The organism is Pseudomonas sp. WS 5059 (assembly GCF_012985525.1).
Taxonomy (GTDB): domain Bacteria; phylum Pseudomonadota; class Gammaproteobacteria; order Pseudomonadales; family Pseudomonadaceae; genus Aquipseudomonas.
Window position 1 is genome coordinate 400,016 of the sequence record NZ_JAAQWO010000006.1, and the last position, 21,626, is coordinate 421,641.

Sequence of the window (21,626 nt, forward strand, 5' to 3'; positions counted from 1 at the left end):
GGCCTGCATCTGCAGGCCCGTTTTGTATGGGGTTGAAAAACATTCAGCAATCAGCTGTTAAGCGCAGCCTGTTCGTTTTCCAGGAATTCCTCTTCAAGCCCGGCTTCATCGACTTGGTTGTTGGGCGTGCGTTTCTCTGCACGCGGCTTGCCTTGCAATCTGCCGAACAGATGCTCCAGCGCGTTATCCAGCTTGGTGGCCGCCCCGTCGATGGCTTGTTCCAGGGTGTCGGCTTTATGGATGACCGAAATCGGTTGATGACCCTTTGGCCGCGCTTCCAGGCGGCAACTTAAATCGTGTGGGCCCGGCTTGTCGCCGTTCTCATCCTTCAAAAAGACTTCGATGCGGGTCAAGTCTTCTTCATAACGTTCGAGCGTGCTCTCAATGGTAGTACGTACCCACTCCTCCAGTCGGATGCTGCTTTCAATATGGTTATCGCTGTTGACTAGGATTTGCATAGTGTTTCCCTTATTTCAGCTAGCTCGCCAGAGGTCACAACTGCAACACCGATGCGGTGAAACCATGACCTCTTGATTACACAATTGAGCACCTGAGGGAACAATTCAACCCCTATTCAAAGATAAATCCTACATTACAAATTAAGTCTGACAATCGCCCAAAGCGCTGTTATGGTCGGGAGTTGGGTACACCCGCCCACCCGGGCAAATCCTCACAATTGCCCCTCTCCCAAGGGGTGCAATCCGCGAAAAATCCCCGCCTCTTCCACCAGCCAGTCATGCACCGCACGCACGCCGGGATGGTTCAGCGCGCCTGGCGCATACAACAGCACGTAGCGCTTGTGATTCGGCACCGCGAGCCCGAACGGCACGATCAGGGTGCCGCGCTCCAATTCGTCATTGAGCAGGGTGCGCCGGGCAATCGCCACGCCCATGCCGGCAATGGCGGCCTCGATGGTCAGGTGGTTGCGGTTGAAGGTATGCCCACGCCGCACGTCGGCGTCGTGATAGCCGATAGCATTCAGGTAAAACTCCCACTCGGCGTACTCATAACTCCCACGCCAGGCTGTGATGTCGTGCAACAGCGGGAAGTGGGCCAGGTCGGCCGGGCCGTGCAACGGCGGCCGTCCGCGCAGCAGGCTCGGCGCGCACACCGGGAATATCTGCTCATCGAGCAAGGCTGTGGATAACAAACCCGGATAGCTGCCGTCGTTAAGGTCGATGGCCAGGTCGAAGTCGCCTTCGTGCAGGGCAATGCTGCTGTCTTCGGCCACCAGGCGCAGTTGGATATCCGGGAAACGCTGCTGCAAACGCGGCAGGCGCGGTGTCAGCCATTTACCGAGAAATGACGGAATCGAGCGCAGGCGCAAGGTGCCGCTGATCATCCCCGCATCCAGGCGCTGCAACTCGGCATCGATGCTGCCGTAGGCCTCACTCACCGTAATCGCCAACCGCTGCCCCTCGGCACTCAGCTCCACGCCACGCGCCCGGCGATGAAACAGGCGAAAGCCCAGGCGTTCTTCCAATTGGCGAATCTGCTGGCTGACCGCCCCCGGCGTGATGTGCAGTTCTTCGGCGCAACGCGTGAAGGACAAATGCCGTGCGGCGCAGGCAAATACGTGCAACCAGACATAGGTCTGGGCATGAAGCGGGCGAGCCATAGAGTTTAGTCCTGCTAAAGGGTGTCTTAGGATAATTCGTTGGTCAGTGCCGATCTAGAGGCTCAGTATCGCGCCACTTCCGCTTGTCCTACAAAACATGGCAGCGATTCCTACTCCATTGCTTGTAAGGCTTTAGCATGGCTATCAGCGTTTTTGATCTATTCAAGGTGGGCATTGGCCCGTCGAGCTCCCATACCGTCGGCCCCATGCGGGCAGCGGCAACCTTCGCCCAGGCCCTCACCGACCAACAGTTGCTGGAGCAAACCCAGCGCGTGGAAGTGCGCCTGTACGGTTCACTGTCGGCTACCGGCGTGGGCCATGCCACCGACCGTGCCTGCGTAATGGGGTTGATGGGAGAATGGCCCGATCGAGTGGACCCTACCTCCATCGGGCCGCGCATCCAGCAGTTGCGCGAATCTGGCCGCTTGTTGCTTGCCGGCACCCAAGAAATCTCCTTCAACTGGCAGCACGATCTCCTGCTGCTGGAGGAAAGCCTGCCCTACCACCCCAACGCCATGTCCCTGCATGCCTACGGCAAAAACGGCCTGTTGAGCGAACAGACCTACTACTCGGTGGGCGGTGGTTTCATTATCGAGGCTGCGGAAGCCGAGTCGGGTATTGCTCCCACCAGCGATGTAGAACTGCCCTACGACTTTTCCAGCGCCGTCGAACTGCTGGCCCTGTGCAACAAGCATGACCTGCGTGTTTCTGAATTGATGATGGCCAACGAACGCGCGTGGCGCAGCGACGAAGAAATCCGTAGCGGCCTGCTGCATATCTGGTCGGTGATGCGCGAGTGCGTCGAGCAAGGCCTGCGCGATGAAGGCATCTTGCCCGGCGGTTTGGATGTGCCGCGCCGCGCCGCCAAGCTGCACCGCAGCCTGCTGGAAATCGGCAAACCGAATGTGATCACCTCGACCTTGTCGGCCATGGAATGGGTCAACCTGTTCGCCCTTGCGGTCAACGAAGAAAACGCCGCCGGTGGGCGCATGGTCACCGCACCGACCAACGGCGCGGCCGGGATCATCCCAGCAGTGCTGCACTACTACATGAAGTTCAATGCCGACGCGTCCGACGACGATGTAGTCAACTTCTTCCTGGCCGCAGCCGCCGTCGGCATCCTGTGTAAGAAAAACGCCTCGATCTCCGGTGCCGAAGTCGGCTGCCAGGGTGAAGTCGGTTCGGCCTGTGCCATGGCCGCCGCTGGCCTGGCAGATATCCTTGGCGCCACCCCCGAGCAACTGGAAAACGCCGCCGAAATCGGCCTGGAGCACAACCTTGGCCTGACCTGCGACCCCGTGGGCGGCCTGGTCCAGGTGCCCTGTATCGAGCGCAACGCCATTGCCGCCGTCAAAGCCATCAACGCCACGCAAATGGCCCTGCGCGGCGATGGCAAGCACTTCATTTCCCTCGACCGGGTGATCCGCACCATGCGCGATACCGGCGCCGATATGCATGACAAATACAAAGAAACTTCACGGGGCGGCCTGGCGGTCAGCTGGGTGGAGTGCTGAGGAGCACGCCTACCCGCCCCATACGTGAGCCCGCGCAAAAATAATAACGAGGCAATAACGATGACCGATGTACGTACACCTGCTGCCGAAAATCCCGCTTCTGCCACACAAACCGTAACGAGCGGCTGGAGCAAACACGACACCACCTGGATGCTGGGCCTCTACGGCACCGCCATCGGTGCTGGCACCCTGTTCCTGCCGATCAACGCCGGGGTCGGCGGCTTCTGGCCGCTGATCGTGCTGGCGCTGCTGGCCTTCCCCATGACTTTCTTCGCCCACCGTGGGCTGACGCGCTTTGTGCTGTCAGGCAAATCCGGCGACATCACTGACGTAGTGGAAGAACATTTCGGCGTCGGTGCCGGCAAGCTGATCACCCTGCTGTACTTCTTCGCCATCTTCCCGATCCTGCTGGTGTACAGCGTCGCGCTGACCAACACCCTCGGCAGCTTCATGGAACACCAACTGCAAATGACCCCACCGCCACGGGCGATCCTGTCCCTGGTGCTGATCCTCGGTCTGATGGCCATTGTGCGGTGCGGCCAGGGCGTGATCGTCAAGGCCATGAGCGTGCTGGTCTACCCGTTCGTCGCCGCCTTGCTGCTGCTGGCGCTGAGCCTGATCCCCAACTGGAACGGCGCGTTCTTCGCCTCGGCCAGCGAGGGCATGCCCCTGCCGGTGTTCTTCAAGACCCTATGGCTGGCGATCCCGGTGATGGTGTTTTCGTTTAACCACTCGCCGATCATCTCGGCCTTCGCCGTGGACCAGAAACGCGTGTACGGCGCCCAAGCCGAACGCAAGAGCAGCGGCATCCTGGCCATGGCCCACGGCATGATGGTGCTGACGGTGATGTTCTTTTGCTTCAGTTGCGTACTGGCACTGTCGCCCGCCGACCTCGCCGCCGCCAAGGCGCAGAACATTTCGATCCTGTCCTACCTGGCCAACCACTTCCAAACCCCGGTTATTGCCTACGCCGCGCCATTGATCGCGCTGGTGGCCATCACCAAATCCTTCCTCGGCCACTACATCGGCGCCAGCGAAGGCTTCCAGGGCCTGATCGTCAAATCCCTGCGTGGCCGCAACCGCACCCTGTCGGCGCGCTGGCTGGAACGCTGCACCGCGGTGTTCATGATCCTCAGCTGCTGGGCCGTGGCCACGTTCAACCCAAGCATCCTGGGCATGATCGAAACCCTCGGCGGGCCGATCATTGCGTGTTTGCTGTTCCTGATGCCGATGTACGCAATCCGGCGCGTGCCATCTTTGCGCCAGTATTCGGGCCAGGTGTCGAATGTGTTTGTGGTGTTGGTGGGGCTGATTGCGCTGTCTGCGGTCATTTTCTCGCTGGTGCCCTGAAACAGCCCACTGCACAGATCAACCTGTGGGAGTGGGCTTGTCCGCGATAGCGCTGCATCAGTCACGCAATGGTTGGCTGATCCACCGCTATCGCGGGCGAGCCCGCTCCCACAGGGACAACTCGTTGTCAGAAAGATAGCTGTACGGCACGGCCCTTGCTGTACACCCCATGAAGGAAAACGGAGCTTGCGACCGGTGGTCAGGCAACACGAACCAATCGCCATACCGGTCGTCAATCAGTGCATGTTCTTATCAGGCGGTAACGCACCATGGACAATCCTTTTCAGCTGATCACCGACACGTTCACCCCCCAATACCGGGTCAACCTGAGCATCCAGCGCCTGGACGGCAGCATCATGCTGACCCTGTCCGACGACAGCGGCGTAGTTGCCAAACGCATGATCAGCGCCGAACAGCGCAACGACCCACAACGGCTCAAACGCCTGGTGCAAAGCGTGCAATTTGGCATTGCCATTGAACAGGGGCACAGCGCCATGGAGATTTTGGCAGTGATGACCGACGGCGACAGTCACAAGCTGTTGCAGCGCCCGCCGAGCACCCGGCCGCCAATCACAGCCGGGCTCTGACTCAGGAGTCGGACTTTTCCTTGACTGATGGGTAACGCGACGAGGCAAAACGCACCACTAGGATGGCGAACGCCAACAACAGAATCCCGCCACACAGGTAAATAATCCCCAGGTCCGGGGCATTGTGGTGGGACACGTCGCCGATCAGCAGGCGGGTCAATGCGGTGATCGCCACGTACAGCAGGAAGCGGATCGGCATGTGGTTGGTCTTGAAATAGATCCCCACCATGGCGCCCAGCTCCAGGTAGATAAACAGCAGCAGGATGTCATCAACGCTGATGCCGCCTTTTTGCAACATGTCGATAAAGGTCATTATTGCCGCATAAGCGGTGATTGCACCGATACCAAAAAGCGCGAGGTAGTGAAACGCCTCCACCGCCAGATTGCCCAGGGAATCTGCATTCGCGTGCAGGCTTTTGCGCACTTTGTCGGCCCACTTCATTTCTGTCATTGCTCACCACCACTGTTTAAAAAATAGCCAACTATTTGCCACTGCCTAAGCCATGCTTCGACTCGCGGGGGATAATGCCCGTTTGGCATGACGATTTCTCTGCATGCAGAAAGAAGGCCAGAGATTGCAGAATGAGATGATGGTGGAATGACATGAGACACTTACTCTTGCCTTTTGGGGTTTGCGACTGCGGCACTGACATCTGACAAACCCCATTTCCCAACTACATTAAAAAGCTGCTACCCAAACCCCCTGGATTGGCTTATCCTTTTAGCTGTATATAAATACAGTAGTCGCAATAGACAACTATCGTGAAGGCATGTGAGGTGGTGAATGGCCGTCGAAGTGGTATACCGCAGCAGCCGAGATCTGGAGCGTTTGTTCATGGATAAAGCCGAAGCTGACCGTCATGACAAGATGCTTGAACTCGCTGAGTTGCTGGCAGAAGTGTTGCAAAAAGCCGTGCCGTCCCTGAGCGAGCAGCAGGTGGAGGAAGCCGGGATCTACATGGCGAAGAATCGCGATGTGTTTGCCAAGGCGTTCAAGAGCCAGCCGGATGCGTTGTCCGAGTTGCTGAACCCGGCGGCGGAATAAAGCCCGAATTGAACAGGCCCTGGATCGTTGATTCAGGGCCTTTTTAATAAGGGCTAGGCGTACAGCAGGCGCTCGGCCAGTTCATCGGCCACTCGGGCGGGTGAGCGTTTTTCAGCTTGAGCGTGGCCGAAGATTTCGGTCAGGCGTGTGCCGATGTTGGACAGGTGCGCGGTGATGGTCGCCAGGTCCGCGCCACCGTGCTTGAGGGCGACGTAGATCAGGCCGCCGGAGTTGATCACATAGTCCGGTGCGTAGAGGATGCCGCGCGCTTCCAATTGGTCGGCCACTTGCAGGTGGGTCAGCTGCGCGCTGGCGGAACCGGCCACGGCGGCGCAGCGCAGTTGGGCGACGCTCTGGCGGTTGAGGACAGCGCCCAGGCCGCACGGCGCGAGAATGTCGCATGGGGTACTGAGTAGGGCGTCGTTGGCAATCGGGTGGGCGCCCAGTTGCTCCATGGCTAGTTGCACTTTGCCAGGGTCGATATCGCTCACCAGCAATTCAGCGCCAGCAGCGTGCAGTTGTTCGGCCAGGGCGTAGCCGACGTTGCCCAGGCCCTGGATTGCCACACGCAGGCCTTCCAGGTTGTCGCTGCCCAGGCGGGCCATGGCGGCCGTGCGGATGCCGGCGAATACGCCCATGGCCGCATGGGGAGACGGATCGCCGGCGGCGGTGGTGCTGGTGACAAAGCGCGTGTGCTGGGCGATGCAGTCCATGTCTGCCACGGAGGTGCCGCTGTCGATGGCGGTGATGTAGCGGCCATCGAGTTGCTCGATGCACCGGCCGAAGGCTTCGAACAACGCGGCGCGGCTTTCCACATGGGCCGGGCGGATGATTACAGCGTTGCCGCCGCCCACCGGCAAGCCGGCCAGCGCGGCTTTGTAGCTCATGCCTCGGGCCAGGCGCGCGGCGTCGGCCACGGCGCTTTCGTCGTCGGGGTAGGCCAGGTAGCGACAGCCGCCCAGGGCCGGCCCCAGGCGACTGCTGTGAATGGCAATGACCGCCTTCAACCCGCTCACCGGGTCAACGCTCAGGTGCAGGGATTCAAGGCGGGTGCTGTGCATGAGAGCAAACATCGTCAAGCTCCCGAATCACTTCTTGTAGTCGCCAAGTATAGGCCGCCGGTAAAAGATTGCCGGAGCACGCGGGAATAAGCCGACCGCAATTTCAGGCTTTGTGACATAAACAAGTAGGCTGGTTCTCAAGAAGCTGGACGAAAGTTCTCGGCAAGGCTAAAACGAGACATCCGACGGAGAATGCAATGAATCCCCGCCAAGCCTTTTTCGACTGCCTGCACCGCTCGCCTGCGGCGCTGTTTGAAGCCGCCTTATGGATCGCTGCCGAGCACGACCCCGCCGTGGAGCCACGGGCGATCCTGGCTGACTTCGCGGTGCTGCAACAGCAGGTAAGCCTCGGCATGCCGCTGCTGCCGGCCGATGAGCTGGGCCAACCGTTGCTGCGGATACTGAACGACCTGGGGTTCGCCCAGGATGACTTCACCCCCTTGCGCCCCGCCGCCGCGCTGTTGGACAAGGTGTTGCAGCGCCGCCGCGGACAGCCTCTGGCCCTGGGGCTGATTGCCCTGGAGTTGGCGCGGCGCCTGGAGATCCCGATGGTCGGGGTCAACTTCCCCGGGCACTTCCTGCTAAGGGTAAGCGGTGCCGATCATTTGCTCGACCCCTGTGGCGGGCGGCGGCTGTACCCCAACGACTGCCGCGAATTGCTGCAACGCCAGTACGGCCCCAATCTCAAGCTGCAAGCGGAGCACCTGCGCAGCGTCGAGCCACGGCTGATCCTGCAACGGCTGTCGCGCAACCTGCGGCAACTGCACCTGGCCAATGACAATCACCTCGCGGCGCTGATCGACGCCGAGCGCGTGCTGGAACTGGGCGATGCCAGCGCCGCCGACTATCTGGCGCGGGCCAGTCTGTACAAGCACCTGGATTGCCCGAATGCCGAGCGCTTCGATCTTGAGCACGCGCTGTTGCTCAGTGAAGACCCGGTGCAGCGGCTGCGCCTGACGGAACGGCTGGGGCATTTGCCGCCTGGGGCGGTGGTGCATTAAAGGGGGCGACCGGTGAACCGCGTCGCCCTCATCGCCGCCTCGCCGGGGCTCGACAGCTCCTACAAATAAGGGGGTTGCCCTTCAGGATTCAAGCGGGTGCTGGAGGATCTCAACCGGCGGCGTGGGCTCGGGGGAGCGCACCTGAATGATCAGCAGCGCGGCGATCACCGCTGGAATCGCGCAGAAGAAGAAAATCTGCTGCACCGGTACCTGCATCGCCAGCAACATGCTGCCAAACAGCGGCCCGAGGATCGAACCAAACCGCCCGACACCCAGCGCCCAGCCCGTGCCCGTCGCACGTACATGGGCCGGGTAAAAGTTGCTGGCAAACGCATTGAGGGTCAACTGGCCACCGATGATGCAAAAGCCCGCCGCAAACACAAACGCCACCAGGTAACGCGGGTTGTCGTGATTGAGCCCCAGCAGAATCGTGCACACCGCCGCGGCCGCCAACACACCGGAGAGCAGGCGGACCTTGCTTTTCAGGCGGTCGGCAAACCACGCCATGCCAATCGCGCCCAACGTGCCGGCGAACAGGAACATCGAGGTCACCAGGTTGGCTTTGTTCAAGGCCATGCCACTTTCCAGCAACAGTGATGGCAACCAACTGATCATGAAATACAGCAGGATCAGGCTGACGAAAAAGGTCGACCAGATCAGCAGCGTTGGCCGGGCATAGCCATTGCGAAACAACTCCACCACCGTCAGTTTGCTGCCCTGCTCCTGGCGATTCTGTTCTTCGCTGGCCGCCGGCGCCTGCCAACCAGGCAGCATGCGCGCCGTGACTTTCTGCAGGCGCGCATAGGGCGGCGCATCGCGCAACAAACGTGGCAAGGATTCAGGCAGCAGCCATACCAGGAAGGGAAACAGCAGCAACGGCGTCACACCACCGGCGAGGAACACGGCCTGCCAGCCGAAACTGTCGATAAAACCCGCCGCGACAAAACCACCCGCCGCGCCACCGAACGAGAAACCACAGGCCGCCAGCGTCACCATCAACGTGCGCATACGCGGTGGCGAATATTCCGACATCAAGGCCATGGCACTGGGCATCGCGCCACCCATGCCAATGCCGCAAATAAAGCGTGCGGCCATCAGCGTGTTCAGGGAATTGGCGAATACCATCAGCACCGTGAGGCTGGCGTAGATCAGTACGCAGGCGAGCAGGATGCGGCGCACGCCGAAGCGGTCCGCCAGGGGCGTCACGGCCAGGGAACCTAAGGTCAGCCCCAGCAGGTTGGCACTGAACACCGGGCCGAAGGCGGCTTTTTCCAGGCCCCAGTCCTGGGCCAGGGCCGGGACCACGTAGCCCAACACTTGGGCATCGTAACCATCGGTGACCAGCAACAACGCCAACAACAGGAGAATCAACCACTGGTAGCGCGACACCGGACGGGCGTCGAGTGCCGCGCGAAAGCTGGCAATCTGATTGTGCATCGCAAGGTACCTGTTTTTTTTATTGGATATCCGCCTGTAGGAGCTGGCTTGCCGGCGATGGCGGTGTATCAGGTGAAGCGCCATCGACGGCAAGCCGGCTCCTGCAGGGGTTAGGGGGTGTCAGGTTGGTTGGAGGGATGGGCCTGGATAAATGCAGGATGTTTGGCAGCCAAGGCTGCGACGCGCAGGATTCGTGGGTAGCCATCCAGTGCCACCTTGAAGCGCTCTGCCGCGTACAACTGCGGGATCAGAAACGTATCCGCCAGCCCAGGCTGGTCGCCAAGGCAGTAACCCTGCTCGCCGATCAATTGCTCCACGGCGCCCAGGCCCTGGCTGATCCAGTGCCCGATCCACTCCAGCAATTGCGCCTCGTCATGCCCCCACTGGCGCAACAGGTTCTGGGTGCTGGAGTTGTGCAACGGGTGAATGTCACAGCCGATGATCGAGGCCACCGCGCGCTCATGGGCGCGGGCTGCCAGATCCTTGGCGAGCAGCGGCACCTGTGGATAACGTTCATCCAGGTACTCGATGATCGCCGGCGACTGGATCAACAGTTCGCCCTCGTCGGTACGCAAGGCCGGGACACGGCCCTGGGGGTTGATCGCCAGGTATTCGGGCTGGCGGTTGGCGCCGCCCTTGGGCACCAGCAGGTTGACCGGCAGCGCGGTGAAGTCCAGGCCCTTGAGCGCCAGGGCGATGCGCACCCGGTAGGACGATGTGGAACGGTAGTAGGTATAGAGTTCCATCCCCTCGCCCCCTTAGCGCGCGGCGACCACAGTGCCACGGCATTCGCCGAAGCCGATGGAGGCAAATCCATCACGCGTGCAGCGGGCGCGCAGGATGATTTCGTCGCCGTCTTCAAGGAACTTGCGCACTTCGCCGGAGGCCAGCTCGATCGGCTTTTTGCCGCCTTCGGTGATTTCCAGCAGGCTGCCGAACTGCCCCGCTTCCGGGCCCGACAAGGTGCCCGAACCAAACAGGTCGCCGGCCTGCAACTGGCAGCCGTTGACGCTGTGGTGCGCGACCATTTGCGCCACGGTCCAGTACATGTGTTGGGTGTTGCTCAGGGTCAGGCGATGGGCCGCCAGGTTCTGCTCGCGCATCGCGGCGGTGGTCAGCAGCACTTCCAGTTCGATATCAAAGCCGCCAGCGGCCTGGTCGCGGGTGTCCAGCAGGTACGGCAGCGGTTGTGGATCGCCAGCCGGGCGTGCGGGCTGGGCCTTGCGGAACGGCTCCAGGGCTTCAGCCGTGACCACCCAGGGCGAGACGCTGGTGATAAAGCTTTTCGACAGGAACGGCCCCAGCGGCTGGTACTCCCAGGCCTGGATATCGCGGGCCGACCAGTCGTTGAGCAGGCAGAAGCCAGCGATATGCTCGGCGGCGTCGCCAATGGCAATCGAGTCGCCCATGGCATTGCCCTGGCCGATCCAGATGCCCAGTTCCAGTTCGTAGTCCAGGCGTGCGCACGGGCCGAAGGTCGGTTCGGTCTGGCCGGCTGGCAGGGTCTGGCCCTTGGGCCGGCGCACCTCGGTGCCGGACGGGCGGATCGTCGACGCGCGGCCGTGATAGCCAATTGGCACGTACTTGTAGTTGGGCAACAACGGATTGTCCGGGCGGAACAGTTTGCCGACGTTCTGCGCGTGCTCGATGCCGACGTAGAAGTCGGTGTAATCGTTGATTTTCGCTGGCAGGTGCATCTGGCAATCGGCGGCCAGTGGCAACACTTGGGTACCCAGGGCTTGCAGCTTGGCTTGCTGGCTGCTGCCCTCGGCGAGCAGTTCCAGCAGGCGTTCGCGCAGTGCCACCCGTGGGCCACGGCCCAGCTCGAAGAAGGCGTTCAGTTGGCCGTCCGCCATGGCATCGATGGCGCGGCGCGCTTCACCGTCAAACAGGTCACGGGCCGCTTGCAGATCAAAAATATGCTCGCCAATCGCCACGCCACTGCGCGGTGCCGAACCGGTGAGGCTGAAGATGCCCAGGGGCAGGTTCTGCAGGGGGAAATCCGGGTGACCGTTGGCCGAGGCCACCCAACTACGGGTGAGAGTGGACTGAGTCATGGTTTATCTCCGATTCGGGTTGAAGGTTGCCGGCAGCGTGGCCCAGCAAGCGTCGTAAGTGTTTTGCAGTTGCGGGCAGTCCAGGGCGAAGCGGGTCGGGCGCAGCACCTGGCTGGTCTCGAACATGAAGGCCATGGTGTTATCGATTTTGTGCGGCGCCAGGTCCACGGCGATGGCCTTGGTGCAGGTCTCGCCATCCGGGCCGTGGGCGCTCATGCAACTGTGCAGCGACGCGCCGCCGGGCAGGAAACCTTCGGCCTTGGCGTCGTAGGCGCCCTGGATCAGGCCCATGTATTCGTTCATCAGGTTGCGGTGGAACCACGGTGGCCGGAAGGTGTTTTCGGCCACCATCCAGCGCGGCGGGAAGATCACGAAGTCGAGATTGGCCAGGCCGTGGACGCTGGTAGGCGAGGTCAACACGGTAAAGATCGACGGATCCGGGTGATCGAAACTCACTGTGCCGATAGTGTTGAAGCGGCGCAGGTCATATTTGTACGGCACGTTATTGCCGTGCCAGGCCACCACGTTCAGCGGCGAGTGATCGAGGGTGCAGCCCCACAGCTCGCCGAGGAACTTCTGCACCAGCGGCGTGGGCCGTGAAAGGTCTTCGTAGTGGGCGACCGGGGTCAGGAAGTCCCGGGGGTTGGCCAGGCCATTGCTGCCAATCGGCCCCAGGTCCGGCAGGCGCAGCGGCGCGCCATGGTTTTCGGCGACGTAGCCGCGAGCCTGGGCATCCAGCAGTTCGATGCGAAATTTCAGGCCCCGTGGCAGCACGACGATTTCCAGCGGCTCGACCTCCAGCACCCCAAGTTCAGTAGCGATGCGCAGGCGGCCTTGCTCGGGAACGATCAACAGTTCGCCGTCGGCGTTGAAGAACACCCGCTCCATGGAGCAGTTGGCGCGGTAGTGATAGATGCTGATGCCGGAGGGTTTCTCGGCGCCGGCGTTGGCCACCATGCCGACCAGGCCGTCGATAAAGTCGGTGGGTTCTGCAGGTACATCCAACGGGTTCCAGCGCAGGCGGTTGGGCGTCACCTCGCCCAGCGGGCCACCGGCCAGTTGTCGTTCCAGCTTGATGAATGCCGGGTGATTGGCCGACGGTTGGATGCGATACATCCAGGTACGCCGCGCTTCGCTGCGCACCATGGTGAAGGCGGTGCCGGAGAACAGTTCGGTGTACAGCCCGTAGGGCGCTTTTTGCGGGGAGTTCTGGCCGACCGGCAGTGCACCTGGCAAGGCTTCGCTGGCGAATTCATTGCCAAAGCCCGATTGGTAATCGAGGGTCATGGATCGTCCTCAGTAAGGAAGTTGTTTTTATCGTAATCCAGTTACGCATAACGTAATTTGCTCCGTATCGACCGTCAAGCTATAAAGACCGCCATTCGTCTTTCGGACACACGCTCTCCATGGAAAAGCCCCCCGCCCCCCGCGACACCGGTAAACAGAAAGTCCGCTCGGCCGAAGTCGGCACCGACATCCTCAAGGCCCTGGCCGAACTGTCGCCGGCCACGTCCCTGTCGCGCCTGGCCGAACATGTGCAGATGCCCGCGAGCAAGGTCCACCGCTATTTGCAGGCGTTGATTGCCTCGGGTTTTGCCGAACAGAACACGGCCACCAACCATTACGGCCTGGGCCGCGAAGCCTTGCGCGTGGGGTTGGCGGCGCTGGGCAGCATGGACGTGCTGAAAGTTGCCACCCTGCCCCTGGCGCAGCTGCGCGACGAGTTGAATGAAACCTGCTTTCTCGCGGTGTGGGGCAACCACGGCGCAACGGTGGTGCATATCGAACCGGCGGTACGCGCGGTCACGGTGGTGACGCAACTGGGGTCGGTGCTGCCGCTGCTCAGCTCATCCACGGGCCTGGTGTTCAGCGCCTTTTTGCCAGAGCGCGAAACCGTGGACCTGCGCACGCAGGAGATCCAGGCCGGCACCGCCCATGCGCTGGCGGACGACCAGGCGTATGGGCAGGCCTGTGCGCAGATTCGCCAGCGGGGCCTGCACTTTGTGCATGGCTTGCTGATGCCCGGGGTCGATGCGCTGTCGGCGCCGGTCTTTAATGCCATGGGCCAGGTGGTGGCGGTGATGACGGTGGTGGGGCCGACGTCGTTGTTCCATGCCGATGAAGATGGACCGGCGGCCCGGCAATTGCTGGCGGCGAGCCAGGCGGTGAGTTGGCGGATGGGTTACCAGCCCTGACCCGTTGCAACTGAATGCATGTGGGCAAATGTGGGAGCTGGCTTGCCTGCGATGGCGGTGGGTCAGTTAATGCATTTGCCTACTGATACACCGCCATCGCAGGCAAGCCAGCTCCCACAGTTGGTGTGTGGTGTGTGCAAAGTCCTGTGCCCAGCCAAGATCCCCTGTGGGAGCGGGCTTGCCCGCGATGGCGGTGGGTCAGTTGATACATTCTGCGACTGATACACCGTCATCGCAGGCAAGCCAGCTCCCACAGTTGGTGAGTGGTGTGTGCAAAGTCCTGTGCCCAGCCGAGATCCCCTGTGGGAGCGGGCTTGCCCGCGATGGCGGTGGGTCAGGTGATACATTCTGCGACTGATACACCGTCATCGCAGGCAAGCCAGCTCCCACCTGTTGATCGGCATTGCTGGGAGTAATCAGGCCATCAGGCCCAGGGTCTTGGCCTTGGCCACGGCCTGGGTGCGCCGCTCCACCCCCAACTTGCTGTGAATCCGCCGCGCGTGGGTCTTCACCGTGTGCAGCGAGATAAACAACAAGTCGGCAATTTCCAGGTTGGAGTTACCCAGCGCGATCAGTTGCAGCACCTCCAGTTCCCGTTGGCTCAACGGGTTTTCCCCTGGCGCCGCCACTGCATCCTGAGGTTCAAGCCCCAGTTCACTGAGCAACCCCGGCTGGCGCAGACGCAGTTCGCGCACCGCCTGTTGCACCTGGCAGCGCGCCGCCAGGGCCAGCCCGGTTTGCAGCGCGCGCACCGCGTTCGCGCGCTCGCCCAGTTGCCAGGCCACCTCGCCCAACACCAGGTGCAACTCCACTTCCAGGCACTGCATGCCACGCTCGCGGGCCGTATCGAGCAAGGCCGTGAGCCGCTGGATGGGTTGCTCGGCCCGGCGCAGCTTGACCTGGGCCAGCACCAGCAAGTATTCCAGCCGGGGGATCAGCTCCAGGGTCGCCGGCGGTGCCTGTTTCGCCTGCGGGCCATGATAGTGGCGCAGCACCCGGCTGACGGCCTCCAGGGTCAGTTCGGCGCGCCCCTGCTGCAACCAAAAGTGCCCACTGAGCAACAACAACACCGCCCGGTACACCGTGTCGGGCACCTGCCGGCGCTGCATCAGGCGCTCGGCGTCGCGCAACTGGATAAACGCCTGGGCGTAGTCGCCACGGTTGGCCGCCAGCATCGCCAACCCGAGGAAGCCGTACAGCACGCGCTTATCCTGGCTATGCAGGCACATGCCCAGGCCGGCTTCGAGGCAGTCGGTGGCCAGCGCGTCATGCCCCTGGCGCAGTGCCAGGTGCCCACGGCGCAAGGCAATCCGGCCCATCAGCGGCCCGGCCTTGAGGCGCTGCTGCACCAGCATGGCCTGCACGCCTTCCAACAGGCTCTGGGCCCGGTACGGTGCGCCCCGCTGTTCCAGCAGTTGCGCATGATCAAGCTCCAGCACCGCCTCCAGCAGCAACGAACCATGGGCCCGCGCCAGGCACAGCGCCTCGCGATTGAGCGCCTGGGCCACGTCCAGTTCGCCGCGCAACAGCGCTTGCTGGGTCAGCCCGGACAGGCACATCAGGCGCGACGTCCAGGCGCTGTCCGGCAAGTCATTCAATGCCTCCAGAAAATGCCCACGCGCAGGCACCGCTTCCCCCCCCAGGTGCAATAACCAACCCCACTGCGCCTGCCAGCGCGCCAGCAGATGGCGTTGCAGCGCGGCGGTGGGTTGCGGGGTGAAGCGCGCCAGTTGATCGATGCATTGCGCGGCCTGGTCGAAACGCCCGGCAAACAGCAAGGCCGCCGTGACCAGCCCCACCAGTTGCGCCGAGCCGAGCATCAACTCGTCGCCATGTTGCTCATGCAGGCGCAACAACAGCACGGCGTTTTGCTGGCGGAACAAGTCTTCAAAGCTGAAGTGCTCCAACAGGCTGACCGCCACTTCGTACTCTTCAGCCAGCAGCGCCTGCTCAAACGCCGCCTGCCAGTCCTGGGCTGCGGTAAACCATTGGCAGGCGCGCCGGTGCCAGGAACGCCGGGCCGGCCAGGGTTCGTCGCGCAGTAACTGGGCCAGGGGCGCGAAGACCTGCAGCCACTCCGGCGAATCTTCCCAGGGCTCGATAAACGCGCCGAGGGCCTGGAGCTCGCGCAGGTAGTCGGCGCCATCGCCAAACCCGAACAGGTGTTCGCACAGCCCCGGGTTGAAACGCGGCAGGTGCGCCAACACGCGCCAGGCCTCCTCCAACTCTTCGGGCAAGGTGCTGAACAGTTCGTGTTGCAGGTAATCGAGCAAGGTCTGGGAGCGCCCATGCCAGGCACCGCTGTCGGGATGGCTGTCGCCTTCGAGTAGGGCGATACGCACGCCGACGCACCAGCCGGCGCTGAACTGCAGGACTTTATCAGCGGCCTGCCCGCCCGCGGCGTGATGTTCGAGCAGTTGCTGGACCTCGCGCTGATCGAACGCCAACTCGGTACCGCCGCACTCCCACAACTCATCATCGAGCAACAGCCGTGGCCAATTGCAGGCCGGCCGGCGCCGCGCGCCCAGCCACCAGACCAAGGCCGGGCTGCTGGCCGCCAGCACCCGGTCGAGCAAGGCATCCAATGCGGGCGCCGCCACCCGGCAATAGTCATCGAGAAACAGCCAGGCCGGCGCTTGCCAGCGGCTCAGGTCGAGCAACAAGCTGGCTTGATCGACAAACACCAGGCCCAGGCTTTGGGCCAGGCCCTGACAGAAATCCAGCGGGTCCAGGGCCGCACCGTTGAGGGGCAGCCAATACACTTGGCAACTCGCCGGGGCCTGCAGGGCGCATTCGGCCAACAAGGCACTCTTGCCACTACCGGCCGGCGCGCACAGCAACCGGACCCGCGCCTCGGCCCCCAGCAACGGCTCGGCCAGGCGTGGGCGCAGCAAATGGTGGGAAGACAGACGTGGCATGAATCCAGGGCGATCCAGGCGACGGGTCATGGCGGTCATTACAACGTCCCTTTTTTATTGTTATGCGGCGTGCGGTCTACCGTAGTCCTGTCAATGGGCGTTGTTGAAGAAGTATTCAGCGGGCTGATTGCCGGGCATAAAAAAGCCGGGCTTCATTTGAGCCCGGCACAGGATTGGCAGGTTAAAACCCGAGCCTATGTGGGAGCTGGCTTGCCTGCTCCCACAGTGATTGGGTTTACAACCTTAGGTCAGCGTACTCCCGAGGCGCGCAGGGCCGATGGGGTGTAGTCCGCCGCCTTGGCGTTGAAGCCGAATACAAAGCTGCTCTTCTCTTCGTTCTTCATGCCCAGGGCGATGTAGCGGCCGGCGATGATGTCGTACAGGGTCTCGACGGTGTAGGCCGGGGTCTGGTGGTTGTAGTAGAACTGCGCATGACCTTCGGCAACGCGCCACAGTTGGCCGCGGCCGTCATAGTGATCCACCAGCGCCACTTGCCAGCTGTCTTCGTCGATGTACATGTGGCGCTTGGCGTAGATGTGCCGCTCGCTTGGTTTCACCGTGCCCACCACTTCCCAGACCCGGTGCAGCTCGTAGCGGGTCAGGTCCTGGTTGATGTGGCCGGCCTTGATGATGTCGTCATATTTAAGGGACGGCGAATCGAGCTTGTAGGCGTTGTAGGGAATGTACATTTCCTTCTTGCCCACCAGTTTCCAGTCGTAGCGGTCTGGCGCACCGGAGAACATGTCGAAGTTATCCGAGGTGCGCAGGCCGTCGGACGCAGTGCCCGGCCCGTCGTAGGCCACTTGCGGTGCACGGCGCACGCGGCGTTGGCCGGCGTTGTAGATCCATGCCAGGCGCGGTTCTTTCACCTGGTCGAGGGTTTCGTGCACCAGCAGCACGTTACCCGCCAGGCGGGCGGGCGCGGTGACCGACTGCTTGAAGAAGGTCAGCACGTTGGCGCCCTTGGCCGGGTCCATGTCCGGGATCAGTTGTGGCACTGCCACTTCTTCTTCAAAGCGGATCGGCGTGTAGCTGCCGTTGGTCTGCGGTGTGGCCTGGGTGATGATGCGTCGCAGGTTGCCGCCGTGATAGCGAGTGATGTGGTTCCACAACACCTCGACGCCATTTTTCGGGATCGGGAAGGCGTAGTAGCGGTTGCCGGTGAAATTCTCCAGGCCGTTGCCGTCGTTGATCGACTTGACGTTGAGCGCGCTGCGCTTGATCGACTCGTAGATATCGTCGGGCAGGTTGACCGTGCGGTGGGTGGTGTAGACCGGGATTTTGTAGGTCTCTGGGTAGCGCTTGAACATCGCCACCTGGCCGTCCGACAGTTTGTCCTTGTACTTGTCGACCGTGGCCGCGGTGATCACGAACAGCGGTTTTTCATTGGCAAACGGGTCGGCCAAAAAGCCCTTGCTGTCCACCGCGCCGGCGTTTTTCGGGATGCCACCGGTCCAGGCCGGGATCGAGCCATCGGCGTTACCGGCTTTCTCGGCGCCCACTGGGGTCAAGGTCGTACCGAGCTTGGCTGCTTCTTGCGGTGACACGGCGGCCATCACGTTGGCGGCCACCAGGCTGAGGGCCAGTACACCGCACTGCAAAATCATCTTACGCATGGTTGTTGTCCTTGTTCTTTTTTAGCCGAATCAGAAGTTCACGCCAAAGCTGAGGGCGAGGAAGTCACGGTCGGTCAGGGTGTTGTAGTCACCGCCAAAAAAGTCGGTGTAACTCAGGCTCGCGGTGTAGGTGTTGCGGTAGTCCGCATCGACCCCGACGCTGAGCGCCTTGGCCCCTTCGTTGAACAGGCCATTGGGGCCGTAACCCTTGACGTCATGGGACCAGGACAGGTTGGGCTTGAAGTTGATCCCGGCGATCACGTTGTTGTAGTCCAGGATCGCCCGGGCGCGATAACCCCAGGAAGTCGCCGTGACGAAGCCGTCGGTATCACCGCCAAAACCGTATTGGCCGTAGACCGAATCACGGCCGTAGCGCAGCTTGGTTTTGTTCTCCAGCCCGCCCACCCGCACGATGGCCGCCTCGCCCACTACGGTCAGGCGTTCGGCGCCCAGCACCTGGTCGAAAAACTGGGTCATGGTGGTTTGGAACTGGGTGATTTCCTTGCGCCGGTAGCCGGTGTTGTCAGCGCCGAATGAGCTCTTGATCGGCGACACGGTGTTACCGGCAATCGGGTTGACCAGGGCCAGGGTCAGGTCGGTGGTGTTGAGTTGCACCGGGGCGTTGGGGCGGTAGCTGATTTCCCCGGTCCAGGCGGTGCCGGTGGGCAGGGTCGTGGAAAAGCTGGCGCCGTACAGGCGGATGTCTTCCGGGTAATCCAGGTAGTACTGGCCGCGTCCGAGCATCACGCTCTGCGCCAGGCCGGCGCCGCTGCCGGGGGCAATGCCGTTGGCGGTATTGATGATATTGCCGATGGTCGCAAGGTTAGTGTTGGCCGTGAGGGTGCCCACGGTCGGCGTGCGGCTGTGGTAGTTCATGAAGTACAGGCCGTATTCGGTGTCATCGCCGAGCCAGCGCAAGGCCATGCCGAACTGCCCGGAATCCCGTGCATCACGGTCGGCAGCGCGGCGCACGATCACCCCTTCGTTGGTCACGCCAAAGCCTTGGCCGAACGCAGCGGCCACAGGTTGCAGCGGGCGAATCGCCGGGCTGCCGACCGTGTAGTTATTGGTGCAGCCATCGGCCGCCACGTCGCCACCAAAGAAGGTGCCGCAGTTATCCAGTACGGTCTGGTCCCATTCCAACTGGTAGAAGCCTTCCACGGTCAGTTGGTTGGTCAGGCCCTGGGAGGCAAACAGCATGTTCACCGGGATCAGGCCTTCCTTGATCTCGGCGCCAGGCCGGCGGAAGGCCGAGACGTCGACGGGGTTGATGCTGTTGATGGAGTTGCCGATGAAGGTACTTTCGCCCCAACTGACCACCTGCTTGCCGGCACGCACGGTGCCCGGCAGGTCGCCCAGGGAATAGTTGTGATAGACGAAGGCATCGAGGATCTGTGCACCGCTGGATTTGGAGCCTTCCTTGCGGTTGTGGTCGCTGATCGGCTTGAACTCACGGTCTTCGTCCTTGAGTTCGAAGTCGTACCAGTACTTGCCCCGTACAAACACCCCGGTATCGCCGTACTTGAGCTCCAGGTCGTGCAGGCCCTTGAAGATTTTCGAGTAGGTTTCGCCCTTCTTGAAGTTCAGCCGCCCGTCATCCCCGGTGGAAGCCTGGCCACTGCCGCCGTTGACCGTGCCCACCAGCTTGCGGTCGGCATCGCGCATGCCCCAGCTGGCACCCACCGACAGCGACGAATCGAACTGCCCCTCGATCTCGCCGATATTGAATGAAACAGCCTGCGCCTGAACGCAGCAACCCAAAGCAACCGCAGCGGCCAGCGCCTGTGGCCTGAAGATGGCGCGCATTGTTGTTTTTGTCATGCGTCTTCCCCGGTGGTGTGACAGAAGGCCCCACCCTACTGCCCGCCATCAGGAGCGATAAGCGCACCAAGGAGGTATTCGTTGTGTCGCTCCAAAGGATTAACGCAGGCTCTAGCGTGGGTATTGGCGGGGCTATCGACGCAGTGGATGGAGCGCCATCAAGAGAATGGATACCCCGCCCGTCAGGCGCGCCACTGTTGTTGTTTTGGTAACAGTCCTTGTCCTGAATCAGTGTTTTTCATTCTGTTACAACGGACTATTCTTACCGGGCTTTCAAGGCGAACCGCCTGCTTCACGAAAGCCAGTTTTCGACGGATTGAAGCGTATTTTCAGTCTGTTACCGGTGTTCACTGACGTTGATTTGTAGCTCCTTGATCCAACGTCTTACTTCGGCCGCTGCTTATGCAGCGGCCTTTTTTATGCCTGAAACAAAGCGGGACGCCATAAGCGCCCCGCAGGATTGACTGTTTTTCAGGTAACGATCACAGGCTGTATTTCTGCAGGTTGTCCATCATCTCTTTCAAGGCTTCGATGTTGTCCTTGGGATGGGCCGCCCCTTCAAAGTCGCAGATCTGCTGCCAATGCGCCGCCACATCCTCTGGCGAGAAGCCCGCCTCGGGGTCAAACCCAACGCCCAGGCTGCGTTCCCAGCGGGTCTTGCCGATCCAGCCGCCGCCCACTTCAAACAGCCCAGAAGTTTCCTGGCACGCCTCGCTGCCCAGGTACACCACCAGCGGGCTGACCAGTTCAGGCTTGAGCCTTTCGAACACCTGCGGCGGGATCAGGCCTTCGGTCATGCGCGTGCCGCCGGTAGGTGCGATGGCATTGACCAGGATGTTGTGCTTGCGCCCCTCCAGCGCCAGGGTGCGGGTCAGGCCATACAGGCCGAGCTTGGCCATGCCGTAGTTGGACTGGCCGAAGTTGCCGTAGATGCCCGACGTGGAGGCGGTGAAAATCACCCGGCCGTAGCCTTGCTCGCGCAGATGCGGCCAGGCGGCGCGGGTGACTTTGTAGGCACCTTCGACATGCACGCGGTACACCAGGTCCCAGTCGCTGTCCTCCATTTTGTGGAAGGTTTTGTCACGCAGGATCCCGGCGTTGTTCACCACCACGTCGATGCGGCCAAACACCTCGAGGGCGTGTTGCACGATCTTTTCGCCGTCGGTCACCGAATCGTGGTTGGCCTCGGCAATCCCGCCGGCCTCACGGATCTCGGCCACCACACGGTCGGCCGCCGAAGCGTTGGCGCCTTCGCCCTGAGTCGAGCCGCCAAGGTCGTTGACCAGCACCTTGGCCCCGTGCCTGGCGAACAGCAGCGCATGGGCACGCCCCAAGCCACCCCCGGCACCGGTGACGATCACGACTTTATCTTGGAACTGCACAGACTCACTCATAGGGAACTCCAG

Annotated in this window: 18 protein-coding genes; 6 read left to right on the forward strand and 12 right to left on the reverse strand. The window is 61.9% G+C overall.

Annotated elements, in window-relative coordinates:
• Positions 1–50 precede the first annotated feature (50 nt).
• The gene (locus HBO12_RS19845; protein ID WP_099167987.1) at positions 51–458 is read right to left on the reverse strand and encodes an HPF/RaiA family ribosome-associated protein; all 408 of its coding nucleotides are present in this window, start codon (positions 456–458) and stop codon (positions 51–53) included.
• Between the two features lie 212 nt (positions 459–670).
• Complete coding sequence (locus HBO12_RS19850; RefSeq protein WP_032857665.1) at positions 671–1,618, reverse strand: LysR substrate-binding domain-containing protein; 948 nt, start codon at positions 1,616–1,618, stop codon at positions 671–673.
• Between the two features lie 137 nt (positions 1,619–1,755).
• Between HBO12_RS19850 and HBO12_RS19855 the strand changes: the two genes are divergently transcribed.
• The 3 genes from HBO12_RS19855 (at position 1,756) to HBO12_RS19865 (ending at position 5,069) form a co-directional block, all read left to right on the forward strand.
• Positions 1,756–3,132 carry an L-serine ammonia-lyase gene (locus tag HBO12_RS19855; RefSeq protein WP_170043009.1) on the forward strand — a complete coding sequence of 459 codons (1,377 nt, stop codon included), beginning with the start codon at positions 1,756–1,758 and terminating at the stop codon, positions 3,130–3,132.
• A 60-nt stretch (positions 3,133–3,192) separates the two neighbouring features.
• Positions 3,193–4,482 (forward strand): serine/threonine transporter, encoded by a 1,290-nt coding sequence (locus HBO12_RS19860; RefSeq protein ID WP_169954915.1) that lies wholly within the window; start codon positions 3,193–3,195, stop codon positions 4,480–4,482.
• Positions 4,483–4,751: 269 nt separating this feature from the next.
• Positions 4,752–5,069 carry a DUF3509 domain-containing protein gene (locus HBO12_RS19865; protein ID WP_169954914.1) on the forward strand — a complete coding sequence of 106 codons (318 nt, stop codon included), beginning with the start codon at positions 4,752–4,754 and terminating at the stop codon, positions 5,067–5,069.
• Between the two features lies 1 nt (position 5,070).
• On the opposite strand, the gene HBO12_RS19870 is transcribed toward HBO12_RS19865, so the two are convergent.
• Positions 5,071–5,520 (reverse strand): phosphate-starvation-inducible protein PsiE, encoded by a 450-nt coding sequence (locus HBO12_RS19870; protein ID WP_169954913.1) that lies wholly within the window; start codon positions 5,518–5,520, stop codon positions 5,071–5,073.
• A 333-nt stretch (positions 5,521–5,853) separates the two neighbouring features.
• Between HBO12_RS19870 and HBO12_RS19875 the strand changes: the two genes are divergently transcribed.
• Entirely contained in the window at positions 5,854–6,114 is a 261-nt protein-coding gene (locus tag HBO12_RS19875; RefSeq protein ID WP_003188807.1) for a YebG family protein, read from the forward strand.
• Positions 6,115–6,167: 53 nt separating this feature from the next.
• Here the strand turns inward: HBO12_RS19875 and HBO12_RS19880 are convergent, their stop codons facing one another.
• Complete coding sequence (locus tag HBO12_RS19880; protein ID WP_170043010.1) at positions 6,168–7,187, reverse strand: Leu/Phe/Val dehydrogenase; 1,020 nt, start codon at positions 7,185–7,187, stop codon at positions 6,168–6,170.
• Between the two features lie 185 nt (positions 7,188–7,372).
• Between HBO12_RS19880 and HBO12_RS19885 the strand changes: the two genes are divergently transcribed.
• A complete protein-coding gene (locus HBO12_RS19885; protein WP_170043011.1) occupies positions 7,373–8,176 on the forward strand; it encodes a SirB1 family protein in 804 nt (267 codons plus the stop codon).
• An 81-nt stretch (positions 8,177–8,257) separates the two neighbouring features.
• Here HBO12_RS19885 and HBO12_RS19890 read toward each other — a convergent pair whose 3' ends face one another.
• The 4 genes from HBO12_RS19890 to hmgA form a co-directional block, all read right to left on the reverse strand.
• Positions 8,258–9,613 carry an MFS transporter gene (locus tag HBO12_RS19890; protein ID WP_170043012.1) on the reverse strand — a complete coding sequence of 452 codons (1,356 nt, stop codon included), beginning with the start codon at positions 9,611–9,613 and terminating at the stop codon, positions 8,258–8,260.
• A 110-nt stretch (positions 9,614–9,723) separates the two neighbouring features.
• Complete coding sequence (gene maiA / locus HBO12_RS19895; RefSeq protein WP_170043013.1) at positions 9,724–10,359, reverse strand: maleylacetoacetate isomerase; 636 nt, start codon at positions 10,357–10,359, stop codon at positions 9,724–9,726.
• A 12-nt stretch (positions 10,360–10,371) separates the two neighbouring features.
• Positions 10,372–11,670 carry a fumarylacetoacetase gene (fahA, locus tag HBO12_RS19900; protein WP_170043014.1) on the reverse strand — a complete coding sequence of 433 codons (1,299 nt, stop codon included), beginning with the start codon at positions 11,668–11,670 and terminating at the stop codon, positions 10,372–10,374.
• A 3-nt stretch (positions 11,671–11,673) separates the two neighbouring features.
• Positions 11,674–12,957, reverse strand: coding sequence for a homogentisate 1,2-dioxygenase (gene hmgA / locus HBO12_RS19905; protein ID WP_169954907.1), 1,284 nt, complete (start codon positions 12,955–12,957; stop codon positions 11,674–11,676).
• Positions 12,958–13,076: 119 nt separating this feature from the next.
• On the opposite strand from hmgA, the gene HBO12_RS19910 reads away from it, so the two are divergent.
• Positions 13,077–13,865 carry an IclR family transcriptional regulator gene (locus HBO12_RS19910; protein ID WP_170043015.1) on the forward strand — a complete coding sequence of 263 codons (789 nt, stop codon included), beginning with the start codon at positions 13,077–13,079 and terminating at the stop codon, positions 13,863–13,865.
• 416 nt (positions 13,866–14,281) lie between these two features.
• Here HBO12_RS19910 and HBO12_RS19915 read toward each other — a convergent pair whose 3' ends face one another.
• The 4 genes from HBO12_RS19915 to HBO12_RS19930 all read right to left on the reverse strand — a co-directional run bounded on the left by HBO12_RS19915 (position 14,282) and on the right by HBO12_RS19930 (position 21,614).
• A complete protein-coding gene (locus HBO12_RS19915) occupies positions 14,282–16,822 on the reverse strand; it encodes a LuxR C-terminal-related transcriptional regulator (RefSeq protein ID WP_170043016.1) in 2,541 nt (846 codons plus the stop codon).
• A gap of 209 nt (positions 16,823–17,031) precedes the next feature.
• A complete protein-coding gene (locus HBO12_RS19920) occupies positions 17,032–18,399 on the reverse strand; it encodes a DUF1329 domain-containing protein (RefSeq protein WP_169954904.1) in 1,368 nt (455 codons plus the stop codon).
• A 30-nt stretch (positions 18,400–18,429) separates the two neighbouring features.
• The gene (locus HBO12_RS19925; RefSeq protein WP_169954903.1) at positions 18,430–20,220 is read right to left on the reverse strand and encodes a DUF1302 domain-containing protein; all 1,791 of its coding nucleotides are present in this window, start codon (positions 20,218–20,220) and stop codon (positions 18,430–18,432) included.
• 482 nt (positions 20,221–20,702) lie between these two features.
• Positions 20,703–21,614, reverse strand: a complete 912-nt coding sequence (locus tag HBO12_RS19930) for an SDR family oxidoreductase (protein WP_169954902.1) — start codon at positions 21,612–21,614, stop codon at positions 20,703–20,705.
• Between the last annotated feature and the right edge of the window lie 12 nt (positions 21,615–21,626).

Excerpts from the sequence above, each read along its gene's own strand:
- HBO12_RS19845 (WP_099167987.1), bottom strand. The coding sequence starts at position 458 with ATGCAAATCCTAGTCAACAGCGATAACCATATTGAAAGCAGCATCCGA.
- HBO12_RS19850 (WP_032857665.1), bottom strand. The coding sequence starts at position 1,618 with ATGGCTCGCCCGCTTCATGCCCAGACCTATGTCTGGTTGCACGTATTT.
- HBO12_RS19855 (WP_170043009.1), top strand. The coding sequence starts at position 1,756 with ATGGCTATCAGCGTTTTTGATCTATTCAAGGTGGGCATTGGCCCGTCG.
- HBO12_RS19860 (WP_169954915.1), top strand. The coding sequence starts at position 3,193 with ATGACCGATGTACGTACACCTGCTGCCGAAAATCCCGCTTCTGCCACA.
- HBO12_RS19865 (WP_169954914.1), top strand. The coding sequence starts at position 4,752 with ATGGACAATCCTTTTCAGCTGATCACCGACACGTTCACCCCCCAATAC.
- HBO12_RS19870 (WP_169954913.1), bottom strand. The coding sequence starts at position 5,520 with ATGACAGAAATGAAGTGGGCCGACAAAGTGCGCAAAAGCCTGCACGCG.
- HBO12_RS19875 (WP_003188807.1), top strand. The coding sequence starts at position 5,854 with ATGGCCGTCGAAGTGGTATACCGCAGCAGCCGAGATCTGGAGCGTTTG.
- HBO12_RS19880 (WP_170043010.1), bottom strand. The coding sequence starts at position 7,187 with ATGTTTGCTCTCATGCACAGCACCCGCCTTGAATCCCTGCACCTGAGC.
- HBO12_RS19885 (WP_170043011.1), top strand. The coding sequence starts at position 7,373 with ATGAATCCCCGCCAAGCCTTTTTCGACTGCCTGCACCGCTCGCCTGCG.
- HBO12_RS19890 (WP_170043012.1), bottom strand. The coding sequence starts at position 9,613 with ATGCACAATCAGATTGCCAGCTTTCGCGCGGCACTCGACGCCCGTCCG.
- maiA (WP_170043013.1), bottom strand. The coding sequence starts at position 10,359 with ATGGAACTCTATACCTACTACCGTTCCACATCGTCCTACCGGGTGCGC.
- fahA (WP_170043014.1), bottom strand. The coding sequence starts at position 11,670 with ATGACTCAGTCCACTCTCACCCGTAGTTGGGTGGCCTCGGCCAACGGT.
- hmgA (WP_169954907.1), bottom strand. The coding sequence starts at position 12,957 with ATGACCCTCGATTACCAATCGGGCTTTGGCAATGAATTCGCCAGCGAA.
- HBO12_RS19910 (WP_170043015.1), top strand. The coding sequence starts at position 13,077 with ATGGAAAAGCCCCCCGCCCCCCGCGACACCGGTAAACAGAAAGTCCGC.
- HBO12_RS19915 (WP_170043016.1), bottom strand. The coding sequence starts at position 16,822 with ATGACCGCCATGACCCGTCGCCTGGATCGCCCTGGATTCATGCCACGT.
- HBO12_RS19920 (WP_169954904.1), bottom strand. The coding sequence starts at position 18,399 with ATGCGTAAGATGATTTTGCAGTGCGGTGTACTGGCCCTCAGCCTGGTG.
- HBO12_RS19925 (WP_169954903.1), bottom strand. The coding sequence starts at position 20,220 with ATGACAAAAACAACAATGCGCGCCATCTTCAGGCCACAGGCGCTGGCC.
- HBO12_RS19930 (WP_169954902.1), bottom strand. The coding sequence starts at position 21,614 with ATGAGTGAGTCTGTGCAGTTCCAAGATAAAGTCGTGATCGTCACCGGT.